Below are 16,536 nucleotides of genomic sequence, written 5' to 3'. Positions count from 1 at the left end.
GTAAGTGTACCGCAAAACGGTGGTTTCTGCAAGCGGTTAGCCGCGGGGCATGGAGGTACCGGGCTTGCCGGCTACCTTGGGCTCGGGCTTGAACATCTCGTCCACGTTGTCCATGTCCAGGAAGTCGGTGAACGTGTCGCCGCGCAGGCCCAGCCGAATCGTTTCGAGGCTGATGATTTCGTTGGGCGCGATGTTGCCCAGGTTCACGTTGGCCCCCAGCAGCTTAATAAACCACACCTGCTGGGCCTTCTGGGGTGCTTCCCAAATGATTTTTTCGAAGGGAATCTGGGTCAGAATTTCTTCTACCAGGCCCGAGCGCACCTCGCCGGTGCTCCGGAACAAGCCTACGTTGCCGGCCTCCCGCGCTTCGCCGATTACTTTCACGGCGCCAGCTTCCAGCTCCGTTTTCATCTGCGAAATCCACTTGTAGGGCGGAATGATTTTCTCCGCGTCCTTGGATCCTACCTCCGAGAGCACCTTCACGTCCTGGCTCAGGGTGCGGATAAACTCCAGCTTCTTGTCGTGGTTCAGGTCGATGGACCCGTCCGATACCTCGGCGTACTCCATCCCGAACGTATCCAGCAGGCGGCGGTAATCGTCGAACTGATTGCGGATGATGAAGGCCTCAAACAGCGTTCCGCCGAAGTACACCGGAATGCCGGCCTCCTTGTACACCGCCAGCTTGCGCTTGAGGTTGGGGTTCACGTAGGACGTAGCCCAGCCCAGCTTTACAATGTCCGTGTAGGTAGCCCCTACCTCCAGAAAGTCTTCTACCTCGCGCACGCTCAGGCCTTTATCCATGACCATGGTAAAGCCTTGCTCGCGCGGTTTCTGGGTGCGTTCGGGGAGTTGGTTAAGCGTGTAATTCATGCTGTAGGGTCTTAAAGACGGAAAGTCCGGGGGACGAAGAACCAAATGCGCCGACTATATAGCGCCGCCGCTAGGCCCAAAAGTACGCCCGAATTCTGTAACCAGTTAAAAAGCAAAAGGGCCCTACCCCCGATCCGGCAGGTAAGGCCCTTGTTTCTGGTACTGTCTTCTTTACTTCCGGTACTGGTCAATCAGCCGGGCCAGCGCCTTCTGCGACTCCAGCTCCGGGAAGTAATCGAACAGCAGGCGGTGCTTGTCGAAGTCGAGCACCAGGGCGTTTTCCAGGCACTGGTAGGCTTCGCGGTAGCGGCCGCCGGCCAGCAGGTAGGCGCACAGGCGGTAGTGCAACTCGGCCTCCAGAGGCTGAATTTCCACGGCATTGCGCATCAGGTCAATGGCCCCATCGAAGTTGCCTTGCTCGTACAGGATGATGCTCCAGTTCAGCCAGGCGTCCTTATTGTCGGGGGCTACCTCCACGGCTTTCTCATAAGCCTCAATGGCCGATACGATGTTGCCAATCTGGTATTCTGCCGCCGCCAGGGCCATCCAATACTCTACGCTTTCCTCGTAAAGGCTCACCGCCTTCCGGAAGAAGTGAATGGCCTCGAAGTACTTTTCCTGCACGTTCATCACAATGCCGATGCCGAACCAGGCCTCGTCCATTTCCGGATCCAAGTCGATGGAGCGTTGGTAGAAACGGCGGGCCAGGTCCCATTCAGCCAGTTTCTCGTGGCACTCGCCAATGTTGCAGAGCGCCTCGGGGGTAGGCTGGCCTTCGGGGTAACTCAGCTCAAACTCACTGATGGCCGCCCGGTAGCGCTCTTGGCTCACGTACACGCTGGCCAGGAAGCCGTGCGCCTCGTGAAACTTACCGTCAATCAGGATAGCGTACTCGAAAGCACTGATGGCATCATCGAGCTTGCCGGCCCGGTAGTAGGCCTGCCCCAGGTTGTACCACGCCACCGCCGAGTACGGGTCTTCGTCGGTGAAGCGCCGGAAGAACTCCAGGTTTTTCTCCAGCCGCTCGCTCACCTCCAGGCAGTACAGCAGTTCCTGCACGGCCACGTCGTTGTCGGGGTTCAGGCGCAGGCTTTGCTTGTAGAACTTGGCGGCACTCTTGAACTTCTGCCAGCTCTGGTAAGCCAGGCCCAGGTTGAAGAAGATGTCGTCGCGGTCCTCGGCACGCTCAGCCGCCTGGTGGAAAAAGGCCACGGCCTCGGCAAACTCCCCCTTCTGGGTGGCAATGATGCCGCGCGTCACGGCTACGTCGGGGTTATCGGGGTCGAGTTGGGCTACGTCCTCAATCTGGGTGCTGGCCGCGGCGTATTCGCCCTTCATGGCCAGTACCTGCGAGCGGTCAATGAGTAGTTCGGTGCTGAAAGGGTAGAGCGCAATGGCCGCCTCGCAGGCCTGCAAGGCTTTATCGTATTGGGTGTTAGTGGTATAGTGGTCGATGATGTTTTCAAAATCGGCCAGGTCAAAAAACACGGGCTCGTTCTGAGCTACCATGTGCTCAAACCGACGCACAGTAGCCAGCACTTCGTCCCGGTCCTCAAAGTTCTCGTTCATTCTCATACTGCTTCAATCGACACGCAGCCGCCAAAACGGCAGACTTTGTGGGGCCAATAAGGCTCTTTTTCTCAGGAAAACCTTATGCCCTGAATATACAATAACCGCACCGGAGCCCGATGGGTTCTTGAGGAGTTATCTGGTTGGGAGCAACAGAATTCCCGCGGAGCGGAGCAGTCGTTCAATAACGTCGGATGCGCTATTGAAACGATTACTACGCTACGCTAGAATTCCGTTATTCGTCTCGCGCAGCCCCGCGCAGCACCAGGCAATGGTTTCCGACAGGGGCCGAAACCGCATGTTCAGCGCCTGTTCAATCTTGCGGGTGCGGTACTCGGTAGGCCGGCGGCCGGCACGGGCGGTATCCTTGGTGATGAGGGGGCGGGCTCCCGTCAGCAAGGACCGCACGTGTTCCAGACGCCAGATGATTTCAGCGGCCCACTCGGGTACGGCCACGGAAGGCGGACGCTTACCGAAGCAGGAGGCCGCTTGGGTTAAGAACTCGCGCAGGGGTAAGGAGCCGCCGTTCAGCACGTACCGTTCCCCGCTGTAGTCGGTGTCCAGCGTGAGGCGCAGCAGGGCATCCACCACGTCGCGCACGTCCACCAGGTTAATGCTGCCGGGGGTATAGAACCGATGCTCATTATGAGCATACCGAAACAGGCGGGTACTCGTCCGGTCCCAGTCGGCCGGCCCCAGAATAACCGACGGGTTAACCATTACGGCACGCAATCCTTCTGATACCCCGCGCCACACTTCCAACTCTCCGAGGTATTTGGAGGTAGCATAGGCGTTGTGCTCAGCACCCAGGTCCCATTTACTATTTTCATCCAGCACCAGGGGGCCGGTTGTTTCCGGATGCTCCGGCGTTGCGCCCCCACCCAGCGCCGCCACCGACGACACAAAGCCCAACCGAATGCCGGGCCGCTCCAGGCAGGCATCTACCAGGTTAGCAGCCCCCTCTACGTTGATGTGCAGCAGCGCCTCCTCGTCCTGGGGGGCGTAGGACACCAGCCCGGCGCAATGGAACACATGGGTTACGCCTTCCAGCGCGGTGCGCAGACCCAGGGCATCCCGGATATCTCCTTCCATCCACTCTACCCGCTCAGCACCCGTGAAGGTCGGGGGCTGTTTCCGGTAAAGTGCCCGTACCGGCAGGCCTCGCTCCAGCAGCGCCGAAATCAGAAAGCTTCCAACCAGGCCGCTGCCACCGGTGACAAAAATCATGAATGCGAGGTACAGAGGGTGGGGAGAAAGGGATAAAAAGGCTACAAGGAAGCGTTGAGCAGCGGCAGGCTCAGCAGCCGGGGCAGGTAGTCGCTGCGCAGTACCTTGCTGCGGATGCTTTCCAGGTGTTTTCCATTGTGTGCGTCCGAGCCTACCATATCCACCATGCCGGCGTCAATCAGCTTCTCGGCTACCCGCTTGGCGCCGGCCGAGTAGTAGCCTACCAGGGAGTTCAAGTTTACTTGCAGCAGCACGCCGTTTTCCCTAATCCGGATCAGCTCTTCAAAACGGCCGTAGAGGTAGGTGTACCGCTCGGGGTGGGCCAGCACCGGTTGGTAGCCAGCCGCCTGCATATTAAACACTGTTTCAGCGAAGTTGAAAGGCTCGTTGATGTAGGAGGTTTCAAACAGGACGTAACGCCGCTCGCCCCCGAAGGTCAGGAGGGGCTCCTTCTGCTCCAGTTTGCGTCCCAGCCATTCATCCAGGTAATATTCGGCGGCACAATCCAGCTCCAGACCTGTAATACCGGCCTGGGCCGCGGCAGTTCGGAGCGCCCCGAGGGCGCCCCGAATCCCATCGGGAGTATTGCGGTAGAAGTCGCCCATGATGTGGGGCGTCATGACCAGCTTGCGGTAGCCTAGCTCCTGCAGTTGGCGCAACAGCTCCAGGGACTGTTCCAGGGTTTCGGCACCATCGTCGAGGCCAGGCAGCACATGAGAGTGCATATCGGTGCCCAGCCCGGCCAGCGTAGCAAAAGCCGCGGGTTCTTTAGCGGCCGAGCCAAATAACTTCTGCAGAAAGGACATGCCCCGAGGAATACGGTATTAAGATGCCCGCTTCCGGAAACGGCTCAGCAACCCCCGATTGGCCGTAGGCTCCTCGTAATACCCCTGTCCGTAGCCGTAGCCGTAGCCGTAACCATAGCCATAGCCATATCCCCCACTGCCCTTCGCATCATTCAGAATGGTGCTGAGCTTGGTAAAGCCGTTCACTCGGATCAGCTTGTTGATATTTTTCAGGAAGGCCTTTTTCGAGTAGTTGCTGCGGACAATATAAATCGGGACATCGGCCTTGCGCATAATCAGGATGCCATCCGTTACCAAGCCTACCGGCGGGGTGTCAATCATCACTACATCGTAGTGCTCATGCAAGGCCTGAATCAGCTCATCAAAGCGTGGGCTCAAGATCAGCTCCGAGGGGTTGGGGGGGGTAGGACCGGCCGAAATAAAGTCCAGCGTAGGAATGGACGTGTGCTGTACGCACTCCTGCCAGCTGTGCTTCTCAATCAGGACGGTGCTCACGCCCTTCACGTTCTCGGCGTTAAAGGCTAAGTTTACTTTGGGCTTGCGCATGTCCAGGTCCAGGATAATCACCCGCTGGTCAGAGGCGGCAATGATGCCAGCCAGGTTTACCGTCACGAAGGTTTTACCCTCCCCACTGATAGTGGAGGTAATGGAAATCAGGCGCTTTTTCTTGGAGGAGGAAATGAATTCCAGGTTGGTCCGTATAGAGCGAATAGCTTCCGATAATGCCGATTTAGGATTCTTATCCACAACCAGTTTCGAGACGGCCATCTTTTCCTTGTCATACGTGGGAATAATACCCAGCACCGAGGCGGATGTATTGCGTTCCAGCTCCCGCACGTTCGTGACAGTATTGTGCATCAGGTAGCGCACGGCTATTAGGCCCAGGCCCAGAAGAATACCCGCAGCCAGCCCGATGGCATACACCATCAGCTTCACGGGCGAAATGGGGGTAGCAGGCAACGTCGCCGGCGAGAGAATCTGGAAATCGGCAGTGGTACCTGCCATCGAAATACCAAACTCTATCTTCTTGTCCATCATGCTCAGGTTATACTTTTCGTATAACTCCAATGGGCGCTGCAGACGGGCCAGCTCGGTTTGCTTTTCGGGTAGCGCCCGGAGACGAGCTTCCAGCTCTGCCCGCTTACCGTCCATTTTGGCAAGCTGCCGTCGCACCAGCTGCTGGTTTCGCTGCAGCAGCTCCCGGATAACCTTTTTGGTATTGGTTATCTGCAACTCCTTTAGCTGCAGCGCCGTGGTAGCCCCTGGCTGATAAGAAAGTTCCGCCCGCTTCAGATCCAGCTGCAAGTCGCTCAGCTCGGTAATGCGCTGGGCCAGCTGCGGATCCTTGACTTCGGTTAGCGCCGGAATGGTCTGGAAGATATCCCCGTCCTCGCGCTCGGTCAGGCGCTTCTGGTTTAGTAGTCGGCCAAGTTCATCCAGCATGTCAACCTGGGTTTGCAGCTTTTCCCGCTCCTGCTCCTGCTCCTCCAACGCAGTTGTAATCAGCCCTACTTCACCCTTCACATCATACGTGCCATTGCGCTTCACGAAGGCCTGCATGTTTTCCTCCGCGCTCTGCAGATCCTTACGATTCTCGCCTAGCTGCTCGTTGATGTAGCGGGTAGCCCGGGCGGCTTGCTCCTGTTTCCGGGCCAGCTTTTCAACCAGATATGCTGAGTCAACCTTGTTGACGATATCCCGGGCTTTCAGCGGATTGTGGTCCGTGAAGGAGATACCAATCACATTGGCGTCGGCATTCCCAATTTCCACTAGCAGATTCTGACTCAGGTAGGCATTCAGGCTGCCCTCATCATGAATAACGAACTGGTAGTCAGCCTCCAGCTTGTCAGTCGAGTACAGATTCGTGGGATAAATCCGGAACGTGAAGCCCAGGGCCTGAATGGTTTGCCCAAAGGCATACTCTCCGCTTTCTTCCTGATTCTGGTACTCATACTGAATACGCACCCGGTTGGCCGGTAACAGCCGCACTCCAATTTTCACGTTATACACCGCCTGCGAAGAAGCCGTGTATTCCACCCGGAACGGAGAGCTCCGATACAGTTCGTTTTCCAGCACCGTGCCCTGGGCGTAGTAGCTCACCGACAGGTTCAGGGAATCCTTCAACCGCCGGTAAATGATATCGGACTTAATAAGTTCTACCTCACCAGAAAGCTTGTTGATGCTCTGCTGCTTTTCCACGGCGCCCCCAATGCCTTCCAGGCCCAGTACCCCGGCCTCGGTTTTCTCATCAATCTTGATGGATGAACTGGATTTGTAGAGAGGGGGCGTATAGCGCAGAAACAACCACGATGCGGTGAGACCCAGCAGGATAAGCAGGAGCATCCAGGGGATACTCTTGCGCACCACCATGAGCAGGGTGGTTAAATCAAGGCCTTCGCCTTCGTCGGCTTGTTCGGCCTCGCCACCGCCCGCATTACGAATTAGTTCTTCCAGTTCAGCCTCTTCTTTTGCCGCCATGTAATAATGAGTAGTGAGACGATCTTTTAGGCAACGCCTAAAAGAAATGCTGCAGGCTTGTACTTATCGTGAAATGGCAATGATGAGAGTAGCAATACCCGAGAGTCCGCCCAGAAATGAGAAGAGAGGATTTGCATCAGCCAAGGCCTCGTAGAAAGGTCTCCGAATAGGCTCCACGTAAATAATATCATTGGGCTCTACCTGCAGGTTAGCCCGCCGCATACCGTCAATGGTAGTCAGGTCGATGATCTGCACCTGAGGATTCTTAAGGTCTCCCCGAATCAGTCTGATGTTATCCGCCCGGCCAGACCCACCTCCACCGCCGGAAGGCCCCACAAAGCCGCCGGATATACCGCCTACCTGAGCTAGCACTTCCAGCAAGTTCATATTGTCGTCGAACATCTGCACCACGCGCGCCCCACCGGCCGTGGCTCCCAGCACGATGATGCGGTTGTTGGTGACCCGGGTGGTTACAAACACATCCTTGTAAAATTCCGTGTACCTCACCTGCAACAAACTATCGGCCTGCAGCAGCGTTAACCCCGAAATCTTGACGTAGTCAATCATCGGCAGCTTCACGATACCATCATGCTGCACCAGAAACTCGGAGATACCACCCTGCTGACCATTGCCGCGCTGCTGCTGTTGTTGCTGCCCGCCACCACGCTGAATGCCGCCGCTGGTACCCTGCCGGGAAAATCCTCCGCCACCAGTATTGGTTCCGCCGGGAGAGCCGAAGAACAATTCCCCGTTAGGGTCCAAAATTCGCTCACCCTTGTTGGTGTACACCCGCACATCCAGGTAGTCATTGGGCTGAATGATGTAGTTGCGCTCTGCCCGATTTACCACGTCCCGCAGCCGGGCCGTATCCAGGCGCCCGGCTCCATCGGTGCGAAACAGGATGTTCTGCTGCCGGACCCGGGAAGTGGTGCACGAAAAGGTAAGCAGGAGCAGAGGCAGGCCTAACAGCCAGAGACGCAACAAAGAACGCGGAGAAGCTTGATTCATGCAGACTGGAAAAACCAGATGGAGGATCAGAATAACTAGGGCTACCTTCGCATGGGCAGTTTTCCCCTAAAAAACCATCAAAGAAACCGAATTAGTGCCCCCTTTCAAAATTCCGTTGTGGAGGCCCTAATCCTGCACTGGCTTGTACGCCAGTAAAATCCTACTTTCGCGGACCCAAAACCGGGCCATTTTGGTTGCTGTTACTCGCAACCGGCTTGCTTGGTTCCCACTAAACTCCACCACCCCACCCCCCACTACCATGGAACTGGTCACTACTGAAAACCAGACAATGATTGCCCAGATGGTGCGCGACTTCGGCGCCCAATACATCAAGCCCCACATGATGCGCTGGGATGAAACGCAGGAATTCCCCATTGAAGTATTTCATAAGCTCGGCGAGCTGGGCCTAATGGGGGTACTGGTTCCGCAGGAATACGGCGGAGCCGGCTTTGGCTACGTGGAGTACGTAACGGCCATTGCCGAGCTGGCCAAAATTGATGGCAGCATTGGCCTGAGCATGGCCGCCCACAACTCGCTTTGCACCGGCCATATTCTGCAGCACGCCTCCGAAGAGCAGAAGCACAAGTACCTACCCAAGCTGGCTTCCGGTGAGTGGATTGGGGCCTGGGGCCTGACGGAGCCCAACACCGGCTCCGACGCCGGCAACATGCGTACCACGGCTGTGCTGGACGGCGACGACTACGTGCTGAACGGGGCCAAGAACTTTATTACCCACGGCAAGAGCGGCAACGTGGCCGTGGTTATTGCCCGTACAGGTGAGGTAGGCGACTCGCGGGGCATGACGGCTTTTATCATTGAGCGAGGGACCCCCGGTTTTGAGGCGGGCCGCAAGGAAGACAAGCTGGGCATGCGCGCCTCAGAAACCACTGAGTTGATTTTCACGGATTGCCGCGTACCCAAGGAAAACGTAATCGGGCAGGTAGGCGACGGTTTCGTGCAAGCTCTGAAGGTGCTCGACGGTGGCCGTATCAGCATCGCGGCTCTGAGCCTGGGTATTGCCCAGGGCGCTTACGAGGCTGCCCTGCAGTATTCTAAAGAGCGTCAGCAGTTCAACCAGCCCATCAGCAACTTCCAGGGCATCAGCTTCAAGCTGGCTGATATGGCTACCGAAATTGAAGCGGCTTCGCTGCTTACCTACCGGGCTGCCGATATGAAGGACCGCGGCCTGAACGTAAACCTGGAGTCGGCCATGGCCAAGCTGTATGCCTCGGAGGTGTCGGTGCGGGTAGCTAACGAGGGCGTGCAGATTTTCGGGGGCTACGGCTATACTAAAGACTACCCCGCCGAAAAGTATTACCGCGACGCCAAGCTGTGCACCATTGGTGAGGGCACCTCGGAAATCCAGAAGCTGGTAATTGCCCGCGCCTTGCTTAAATAACCACCTGAACCGCAGCCGCGAATGATTAAAGGAAAGCTTTGAATCAGATTCTACCTGTTGATTAGGTCGTTGAATCACAGTTAATCCTTAAATCATTTGCATCTGCGGTTCAGACTTTCTTATCTTTGCGGCCCCTCCAAGTTCGGGTTTCTAAGTTCACTGAAGATATGATCATCGTCCAAATCAAAGAAAACGAGTCGGTTGACCGTGCGCTGAAGCGCTTCAAGAAGAAATTTGAGCGCACGGGCGTTCTGAAAGAGCTGCGTCGTCGCACTTTCTTCCAGAAGCCTTCCATCACCAACCGCAAGCAGAAGCAGAAGGCCATCTACAAGCTGGCTACCTACGGCCCCGACGCTAACAACGCGTAAGCTGTAGCCCTGCCGAAGCCAGGACGAAAAAGCCGGCTGATTTGCTTTCCGAAGCAAGTCAGCCGGCTTTTTCGCGTCCGGGCGGGTTCGTTTTCTTCTCCTGAATTCCATACATTGGTTGTCCGGCCCTAGATGGCCAGCGCCTTTGTATGGAATTATTTTTTGACTACCTGCGCTTCGAGCGACGCTACAGCCCGCACACCCTGCTTTCGTACCAGACGGACCTGCGGCAGTTCGCGGAGTTTCTGCTGGCTACCTACGAGCTAACCGACCCTACCCAGGCCGACCATACGCTGATCCGCTCGTGGGTGGTGGCCCTGATGCAGAAGCAACAGGACCCGCGCACCGTCAACCGCAAAATTGCTACCCTCCGCTCCTACTACAAGTATCTGCTACGGACAGGGGTTATCCAGAAAAACCCTATGCTGCGCATCACGGCGCCCAAAGCTGCCAAGAAGCTCCCCGATTTCGTGGCGGAGGACTCGTTGAACGGCCTGCTTAACTCCTTCGAGTTTCCGGATACGTTTGCCGGCGCGCGCGACCAGCTGGTGCTGGAGCTGCTGTACGGCACCGGCATCCGGCTCTCGGAGCTGATTGGCATTCGGACGGATGAGCTGAGCCTGCCGGGCAAAACGGTGCGCGTAACGGGCAAGGGCAACAAGCAGCGCGTAGTGCCCCTGAACCCTACTCTGCTGCTCGTGCTCAGCCGTTATATAGAAACCAAGCAACGGGAATTTGGCCCGGAGAGCAACGCCCGGCCGGTCCTCCTCGTTACGGATAAAGGAGAGCCGCTCTATGAAAAGTTTGTGTACCGGACCGTGAAGCACTATTTAAGCCAGATAACCACGGCTTCGGGTCAGCAGCATCCGCACGTGCTTCGTCATTCCTTTGCTACCCACTTGCTGGGCAAAGGGGCTGATTTGAACGCCATTAAGGAGCTGCTCGGGCACGCTAGTCTGGCGGCTACCCAGGTGTACACGCACCTGAGCATTGACAAGCTGAAATCCGTATTTGAGAAGGCCCACCCCAAGGCCTGATTTTGTTTCTTTTCGTACTCCTTAACCCCCCAACCGATGAAATTACAGATGCAATCGGTGCATTTCGACGCCGACCAAAAACTGCTTGACTTCATCCAGAAGCGCCTCGATAAGCTCGAAACCTTCTATGACCGCGTGACAGAGGGTGAAGTTATTCTTCGCCTGAATAACAAAGATGGAATCAATAATAAAACGGTAGAAGTAAAGCTGCACGTACCCGGCACTACCCTCTTCTCGCAGGAAGATGCCGGTACCTTCGAAGCCGCTGCCGATGCCGCCGCCGAAAACCTGAAGCGCCAAATCACGAAATACAAGGAGAAGCTGCTCAGCCACTGATACATGACAGATATAGCATAAGCAAAAAGCAACAGCCCCTGGCTCCGTATGAGCCAGGGGCTGTTGCTTTTTAAGTGAAGCGCAGCCGCTACAGGCTGAACTCGGCCTTGATTTTATCTACGTAGTCGAGCTTTTCCCAGGTGAAGGTTTCGACGGTTTTGGTGGTGCCATCAGCCAGCTGCACCTGCTTAGTGCCGGGTTGACGGCCCATGTGCCCGTAGGCGGCCGACTCGGCAAAGATGGGGTTCTGCAGGCCCAGGCGCTGCACAATGGCATAAGGGCGCAGATCGAAGAGGCGCTGCACCTTCTCGGCAATTTCGCCGTCGGTGAGCTGGTGGCCGAAGGAGCCGGTGGCCTTGGTGGTGCCGTAGGTGGTCACGAATACGCCCACCGGCTCGGCTACCCCAATGGCGTAGGCTACCTGCACCAGCACCTGATCGGCGACGCCGGCCGCCACCAGGTTTTTGGCGATATGACGAGCCGCGTAGGCCGCCGAACGGTCCACTTTCGAGGAGTCTTTGCCGGAGAAGGCGCCACCGCCGTGCGCCCCTTTGCCGCCGTACGTATCCACAATGATTTTGCGGCCGGTCAGGCCGGAGTCGCCGTGGGGCCCCCCAATTACGAACTTGCCGGTGGGGTTGATGTGGTACTTGATGTCGGAAGTGAACAGAGCCTGCACTTCTTCGCCCAATTGCGCCTTCACGCGCGGAATCAGAATGTTCTTGATATCCTGTTCAATCTGGTGAAGCATCGCCTGCTCATCCTCGCTGAACTCGTCGTGCTGGGTACTGACCACGATGGTTTCGATGGCCTCCGGCGTGTTGTCGTCGTTGTAGCGGATGGTTACCTGGCTTTTGGCGTCGGGGCGCAGGTAGGTCATTTCCTGGCCGGCCTTGCGGATGGCCGACAGCTCGCGCAACAGGCGGTGCGAGAGGTCGAGGGCCAGGGGCATGTAGTTTTCGGTTTCGCGGGTGGCGTACCCGAACATCATGCCCTGGTCGCCGGCGCCCTGCTCCTCAGGCTTGGCACGCTCCACGCCCTGGTTAATGTCGGCCGACTGCTCGTGCAGGCGATTCATCACCTGGCAGGTGTCGGCATTAAACAGGTACTCGGGCTTGTTGTAGCCGATGCCACGAATAACCTCCCGGATGATGGGTTCGGCCTCTACGTGGGCCGTCGATTTTATTTCACCGGCCACCAGGGCAAAATCGGTGGTAACCAAGGTTTCGCAGGCCACTTTGGCCGTGGGGTCCTGACGCAGGTATTCGTCGAGAATGGCGTCGGAAATCTGGTCGGCTACTTTATCGGGGTGGCCCTCCGAAACGGATTCGGAGGTGAACAGGTAGGGCATCAGCTTGTAAGGTAGAAGTACGCGAGGGGCCGGCAGCCCCTGCCCCAGCCAGCCGGAACTGTCGGATGGGGCTGCAAAGCTACAAGTTTTATAGATGGGTGAGCGGCTGAATTATCAATTCCCGCTAAGTGCCTCCTCTACCAGATACTATCGAATACAGCCGGGGTGCTTGGCCGTGAATGTGTCTTTCGATATAACGCCCCTAACTGCTACCCCCGGGCCGCTACCTACCCGAAGCAGCAACCTGAAACCTACTGTACCAAGTACCCGGATTTGCTTTTTCGCGCACTACAGGCCAGTCGCATGCCAGTGAACCAAAGCAGTTTACCCTTACCTGCCATCAGGAAAACGGACCGTAGGATACCACCTGCCATAAGTGCCACCCCAGGGCTCCACCCACCGCTACCCACCCCGACCACCGGGGTAACCGGGGCGGCAGCAGGGCTACCAGCAGGCACAGCAGCAGCGACACCAAAATAAACGTAAGGCGCTCCTGGTAGTAACCCAGCACCGCGAAAAACCCCACAAACAGCCCCAGGAGCCCGGCTAGCACTCCTAGCGCCGGCCGCTTAACCGGCCACTGGAAGTAGCTCCGCAGCCCTAGCAGCCCCAGTACCAGCCCGATAAACACTCCCACGGCGGGCAACGTGGCGAAGTAGCGGCCGGCATTCTGCCGCACCAAGGCCGCAAAACCGGCGGCGGGCAGCCGAAACACCTCCAGCAGCCAGACCAGCTGGTGGTAGGCTTGGGCCTCGTGATTATAGTATGTAACGCCCCGCAGGCGCAGCAGGCCAATCCAGGCCAGGGTTGGGAGCATGAACAGCAGTCCGGCGCCTACCCCCAGCCCCAGGAGGTAAGGCAGGCGCATGGGTCGGTTTTGCCGCCACAGGCTGTAGAGCAGGCAGGGCAGCACCAGCACAAAGCTGCCGTACACCAGCGCCAGAGCTCCCGTCAAAAAAGCCCAGCCTGCTATTTGGGCGGGAGTGCGCAGGGCAGGCCGGGTGGGCTCCAGGAGCAGGTACACGCAAAACAGCGGCACCAGAAACGTAAACATCTGCTGGTGCACCGTCCAGAAAAAGGCTTTGGTTACCTGATTCGAAACGAAAAACACGAGCAGGGTACCCAACATTACAGACTCATTACGCCCTGGCCTTAGCTGATGGTATAGCCGGATGAAGAGCAGCATACTGCCCAGCAGCACCAAGTAGTTGAGCAGCACATAGCCGATGTAAAACCCCAGCAGGGGCTGATACTTGGCCGGCAGGTGGGCCAGTACCTGCGGGGGTAGCAGGCCACTGGCCGTAAGCCCTTTTACCAACCATGTGCAGGGGTAGCCCACGGCCGTACCCAGCAGAATAAACAAGGGGCGCGACTGGCGGACTTCCTTCGGCTCCAGAAGGTGCTGGGGGTGCCGGGCGTCTTCCATGTACACAAACCCGTCGCAGTTGGCCGTGAAGCCAGCCCATGAGGTCAGGTGCAGGTAGGTGCCGCAGTATTCAGCTTCGGTACGGGGCGGAGGCGAAAACAGAAACGAGACGGTTGCCAGCAGCATCAGCAAGGTACACCCTACTGCCTGCCGGAGCAGCCCGGAAAATCGGCTGGCCATCGGCTACTGCCCGCCCGTTGTGCGCGCGGCCGGCGCGGCAGGGTTCAGGGTGGCTTCGAACAGCTTCAGAATGCGCTTGTACTCGTCGGTCCAGGAGGAGGGCTCCACGAAGCCGTGGTCCTCCACCGGGTACACGGCCAGCTCCCAGTTGTCCTTTTTCAGCTCGATGAGGCGCTGCGAGAGGCGCACAATGTCCTGGAAGTGCACGTTGGTATCGACCATGCCGTGGCACATGAGCAGGTGGCCTTTCAGGCCGGCGGCGTAGTTAATGGGCGAGGATCGGGCGTAGGCCAGGCTGTCGTTGTAGGGCTCGTTGAGGATGTTGTCGGTGTAGCCGTGGTTGTAGTGGGCCCAGTCGGTAACCGAGCGTAGGGCGGCTCCGGCCTGGAACACGTCGGGCTGGGTGAACATGGCCATCAGGGTGATGAAGCCGCCATAGGAGCCACCGTAAATACCAATGCGCTGGGGGCTGACGCCGTACTTCTCGGTCAGGAGTTTGGCCCCGTCCACCTGGTCGGTGAGGTCCTTGCCGCCCATGTAGCGGTAGATGCCCGTGCGCACGTCGCGGCCGTAGCCAGCGGAGCCCCGGTAGTCGATGTCGAGTACAGTGTATCCCTTGTCAGCCAGCAGGTTATGAAACATGTACTCCCGGAAGTACTGGCTCCACCACTTATGAGCGTTCTGGAGGTAGCCGGCCCCGTGCACGAAAATCACGGCCGGGCCCTGAGCCACGGCATTGGCCGGGCGGTAGAGGCGGGCGTACACCTCGGCTCCGTCGCGGGCCTTGTAGCTGATGACTTCGGGGGCGCGCCAGGGGTAGCTCTCAAACTCGGGGGTAGTGCTGTGGGTGAGCTGGCGCATTTTGGCGCCGGGCTTGTTATCCATCACAAACAGCTCCCAGGGCTTATTGGAGGTGCTGTAGCGCACGGCGAGGGTCTTCTCGTCGGGGGAAAGGGTGACTTCACTGGCGCCGGGCAGGGTCGTAATCTGGGTCATGGCACCGCCTTCCAGGGGCATGCGGTAAAAGTGCTGCTCGCCGGGGTGGGTTTTGTTGGCCGTGAGGTACCAGGTTTTCCGGTCGCGACTGAGCTGGGCTTTCTGCACTTCCCAGCGGCCATTGGTCAGGGCCTTTTTCTGGCCCGAAGTAATATCGGCGGTGTAGAGGTGACTGAAACCAGTTTCTTCGCTCTGGAACCAGATACGGCGGTTGTCGGGCATCCAGCCCACATTGCCTTCATCGTAGCCAATGCCAGGGCCGTTAATCCAGGCGTCGTCATGCTGGCGGTCCAGGAGGCTGATTTTCTGGGTGGCCGGGTCGAGGGCCACAATCCATCGGTCCTTGTTATCGGTGCTGCGGATGACGAGGAAGGCATGCTGCCCGTTATCAGACCAGAACGGACCAAACGGAATCACGCGGCGCACCTCAGTGGCGGGCTTTTCTTTTTTCGCGTCGGAGGCTTTGGCCGCGTCGGGGGGGGTAGGCGCTTTGGCCTGCAGCGGGTACTCCTTGCGGTAGGCCGGCTGCTCATCGAGGCCTTTCAACTCCTTATAGCCCAGCACGAAGGTAGTATCCCGACCCACATCGTAGAGGCCCAGCTGGTAGGCGGTTTGGGCGGCGCCTACCTTGGTGCGGGTGCTGATGTCCTCGGTGAAGCCGGAGGCCGTCACGAAGTTGGGCACCAAGGCTACTTTCTCCGCGGCGGGCTCCTGCACCAGGGTGTAGGTTACGTAGCGGCCATTGGGTGAGAGGCGCAGGTTGCGCACGGTTTGCTGGCCCAGCCAAATGGCCTTAGGGCGCAATTTGGACAATGCTTTCTGCAGCTGCTGCCGGGCCTTGGCGTCCTGATCCTTGCCGCGCAGCACCTCAAACAAAGCCAGCTGCTGGGCCTTCAGAAACTTCTCCGATTTATCGGTTGGCTCGCCCGAGGCCGGCTTGTTGCCGCGGCGGAAATCGGTGCGCTGGGTGGTTTCGCCGGTGGTAGGGTCCCAGGTGAACAGGTTGCCGGCGCGGGTGTAGCTGATGGCGCGGCCCTGGAGGGCAAACTGGGCATCGGTTTCGCGCTCGGCGGTGTTGGTTACGCGGCGCACGCGCTGGGTTTTCAGGTCGAGCAGGTAGATGTCGCCGTCCTTCTCGTACACCTTACGGGTGTAGCGCTGGTCGTACTCGCCGGCCTGGGTGGGCAGGCTTTGCTGCTCCCGCAGGCTCACTTTGCGCGGGGCGCCCCCGGTAGGCGAAAGGCGGTAGAGAGAGTCGCGGCGGGCTTTTTCGGGGTTCCAGGTGAAGTAGATGGTTTTGCCATCCTCGGCCCAGGCAATATTATTAGGGGAGCTGCCCAGCCACTGGGCCGGGTCGCGCATAATCTTCTCAACGGTGAGCGGGCCCAGCTGCTGGGCTTTGGCCGAGCCGGCCAGCAACATCAGCACCGCACCCAGCGGCAATACGGAAGACTTCAACATGAAAGCAGGGGTAGGAAGTGTGTC

General features: G+C 58.1%; 13 protein-coding genes. 4 read left to right on the top strand and 9 right to left on the bottom strand.

Features of this window, described 5'->3' with window-relative positions; translation table 11 throughout:
* Positions 1-36: 36 nt before the first annotated feature.
* The 6 genes from FGZ14_RS18150 to FGZ14_RS18125 all read right to left on the bottom strand — a co-directional run bounded on the left by FGZ14_RS18150 (position 37) and on the right by FGZ14_RS18125 (position 7,958).
* Positions 37-870 carry a phosphosulfolactate synthase gene (locus FGZ14_RS18150; protein WP_139925595.1) on the bottom strand — a complete coding sequence of 278 codons (834 nt, stop codon included), beginning with the start codon at positions 868-870 and terminating at the stop codon, positions 37-39.
* 171 nt (positions 871-1,041) lie between these two features.
* Positions 1,042-2,439, bottom strand: a complete 1,398-nt coding sequence (locus FGZ14_RS18145; protein WP_139925594.1) for a tetratricopeptide repeat protein — start codon at positions 2,437-2,439, stop codon at positions 1,042-1,044.
* A 219-nt stretch (positions 2,440-2,658) separates the two neighbouring features.
* Positions 2,659-3,666 carry an NAD-dependent epimerase/dehydratase family protein gene (locus FGZ14_RS18140; protein ID WP_139925593.1) on the bottom strand — a complete coding sequence of 336 codons (1,008 nt, stop codon included), beginning with the start codon at positions 3,664-3,666 and terminating at the stop codon, positions 2,659-2,661.
* A gap of 41 nt (positions 3,667-3,707) precedes the next feature.
* Positions 3,708-4,472 carry a tyrosine-protein phosphatase gene (locus FGZ14_RS18135; protein WP_139925592.1) on the bottom strand — a complete coding sequence of 255 codons (765 nt, stop codon included), beginning with the start codon at positions 4,470-4,472 and terminating at the stop codon, positions 3,708-3,710.
* An 18-nt stretch (positions 4,473-4,490) separates the two neighbouring features.
* Complete coding sequence (locus FGZ14_RS18130; protein WP_139925591.1) at positions 4,491-6,950, bottom strand: polysaccharide biosynthesis tyrosine autokinase; 2,460 nt, start codon at positions 6,948-6,950, stop codon at positions 4,491-4,493.
* A 63-nt stretch (positions 6,951-7,013) separates the two neighbouring features.
* Entirely contained in the window at positions 7,014-7,958 is a 945-nt protein-coding gene (locus FGZ14_RS18125; RefSeq protein WP_139925590.1) for a polysaccharide biosynthesis/export family protein, read from the bottom strand.
* Between the two features lie 259 nt (positions 7,959-8,217).
* Here FGZ14_RS18125 and FGZ14_RS18120 point away from each other — a divergent pair, with 259 nt between their 5' ends.
* The 4 genes from FGZ14_RS18120 to hpf all read left to right on the top strand — a co-directional run bounded on the left by FGZ14_RS18120 (position 8,218) and on the right by hpf (position 11,098).
* Positions 8,218-9,357: an acyl-CoA dehydrogenase gene (locus FGZ14_RS18120; RefSeq protein ID WP_139925589.1), complete on the top strand. Its 1,140-nt coding sequence runs from the start codon at positions 8,218-8,220 to the stop codon at positions 9,355-9,357.
* 167 nt (positions 9,358-9,524) lie between these two features.
* Positions 9,525-9,725: a 30S ribosomal protein S21 gene (gene rpsU, locus FGZ14_RS18115; protein WP_110976620.1), complete on the top strand. Its 201-nt coding sequence runs from the start codon at positions 9,525-9,527 to the stop codon at positions 9,723-9,725.
* Between the two features lie 149 nt (positions 9,726-9,874).
* Positions 9,875-10,762 carry a tyrosine-type recombinase/integrase gene (locus FGZ14_RS18110; protein WP_139925588.1) on the top strand — a complete coding sequence of 296 codons (888 nt, stop codon included), beginning with the start codon at positions 9,875-9,877 and terminating at the stop codon, positions 10,760-10,762.
* Between the two features lie 36 nt (positions 10,763-10,798).
* Positions 10,799-11,098 carry a ribosome hibernation-promoting factor, HPF/YfiA family gene (hpf, locus tag FGZ14_RS18105; protein WP_139925587.1) on the top strand — a complete coding sequence of 100 codons (300 nt, stop codon included), beginning with the start codon at positions 10,799-10,801 and terminating at the stop codon, positions 11,096-11,098.
* 88 nt (positions 11,099-11,186) lie between these two features.
* On the opposite strand, the gene metK is transcribed toward hpf, so the two are convergent.
* The 3 genes from metK to FGZ14_RS18090 all read right to left on the bottom strand — a co-directional run bounded on the left by metK (position 11,187) and on the right by FGZ14_RS18090 (position 16,512).
* Entirely contained in the window at positions 11,187-12,449 is a 1,263-nt protein-coding gene (metK, locus tag FGZ14_RS18100) for a methionine adenosyltransferase (protein WP_139925586.1), read from the bottom strand.
* Between the two features lie 340 nt (positions 12,450-12,789).
* Positions 12,790-14,001, bottom strand: a complete 1,212-nt coding sequence (locus FGZ14_RS18095; protein ID WP_139925585.1) for a hypothetical protein — start codon at positions 13,999-14,001, stop codon at positions 12,790-12,792.
* Positions 14,002-14,058: 57 nt separating this feature from the next.
* A complete protein-coding gene (locus FGZ14_RS18090) occupies positions 14,059-16,512 on the bottom strand; it encodes a prolyl oligopeptidase family serine peptidase (protein ID WP_139925584.1) in 2,454 nt (817 codons plus the stop codon).
* Positions 16,513-16,536 lie beyond the last annotated feature (24 nt).

This window comes from Hymenobacter sp. DG01 (genome assembly GCF_006352025.1).
Lineage (GTDB): Bacteria > Bacteroidota > Bacteroidia > Cytophagales > Hymenobacteraceae > Hymenobacter.
This window is presented reverse-complemented; position numbering and strand designations above follow the sequence as displayed.

Bases quoted from the DNA above. Each gene is read 5' to 3' on its own strand.
- FGZ14_RS18125 (WP_139925590.1), bottom strand. From the start codon at position 7,958: ATGAATCAAGCTTCTCCGCGTTCTTTGTTGCGTCTCTGGCTGTTAGGC.
- FGZ14_RS18130 (WP_139925591.1), bottom strand. From the start codon at position 6,950: ATGGCGGCAAAAGAAGAGGCTGAACTGGAAGAACTAATTCGTAATGCG.
- FGZ14_RS18095 (WP_139925585.1), bottom strand. From the start codon at position 14,001: ATGCTGCTGGCAACCGTCTCGTTTCTGTTTTCGCCTCCGCCCCGTACC.
- hpf (WP_139925587.1), top strand. From the start codon at position 10,799: ATGAAATTACAGATGCAATCGGTGCATTTCGACGCCGACCAAAAACTG.
- FGZ14_RS18110 (WP_139925588.1), top strand. From the start codon at position 9,875: ATGGAATTATTTTTTGACTACCTGCGCTTCGAGCGACGCTACAGCCCG.
- metK (WP_139925586.1), bottom strand. From the start codon at position 12,449: ATGCCCTACCTGTTCACCTCCGAATCCGTTTCGGAGGGCCACCCCGAT.
- rpsU (WP_110976620.1), top strand. From the start codon at position 9,525: ATGATCATCGTCCAAATCAAAGAAAACGAGTCGGTTGACCGTGCGCTG.
- FGZ14_RS18090 (WP_139925584.1), bottom strand. From the start codon at position 16,512: ATGTTGAAGTCTTCCGTATTGCCGCTGGGTGCGGTGCTGATGTTGCTG.
- FGZ14_RS18145 (WP_139925594.1), bottom strand. From the start codon at position 2,439: ATGAACGAGAACTTTGAGGACCGGGACGAAGTGCTGGCTACTGTGCGT.
- FGZ14_RS18120 (WP_139925589.1), top strand. From the start codon at position 8,218: ATGGAACTGGTCACTACTGAAAACCAGACAATGATTGCCCAGATGGTG.
- FGZ14_RS18150 (WP_139925595.1), bottom strand. From the start codon at position 870: ATGAATTACACGCTTAACCAACTCCCCGAACGCACCCAGAAACCGCGC.
- FGZ14_RS18140 (WP_139925593.1), bottom strand. From the start codon at position 3,666: ATGATTTTTGTCACCGGTGGCAGCGGCCTGGTTGGAAGCTTTCTGATT.
- FGZ14_RS18135 (WP_139925592.1), bottom strand. From the start codon at position 4,472: ATGTCCTTTCTGCAGAAGTTATTTGGCTCGGCCGCTAAAGAACCCGCG.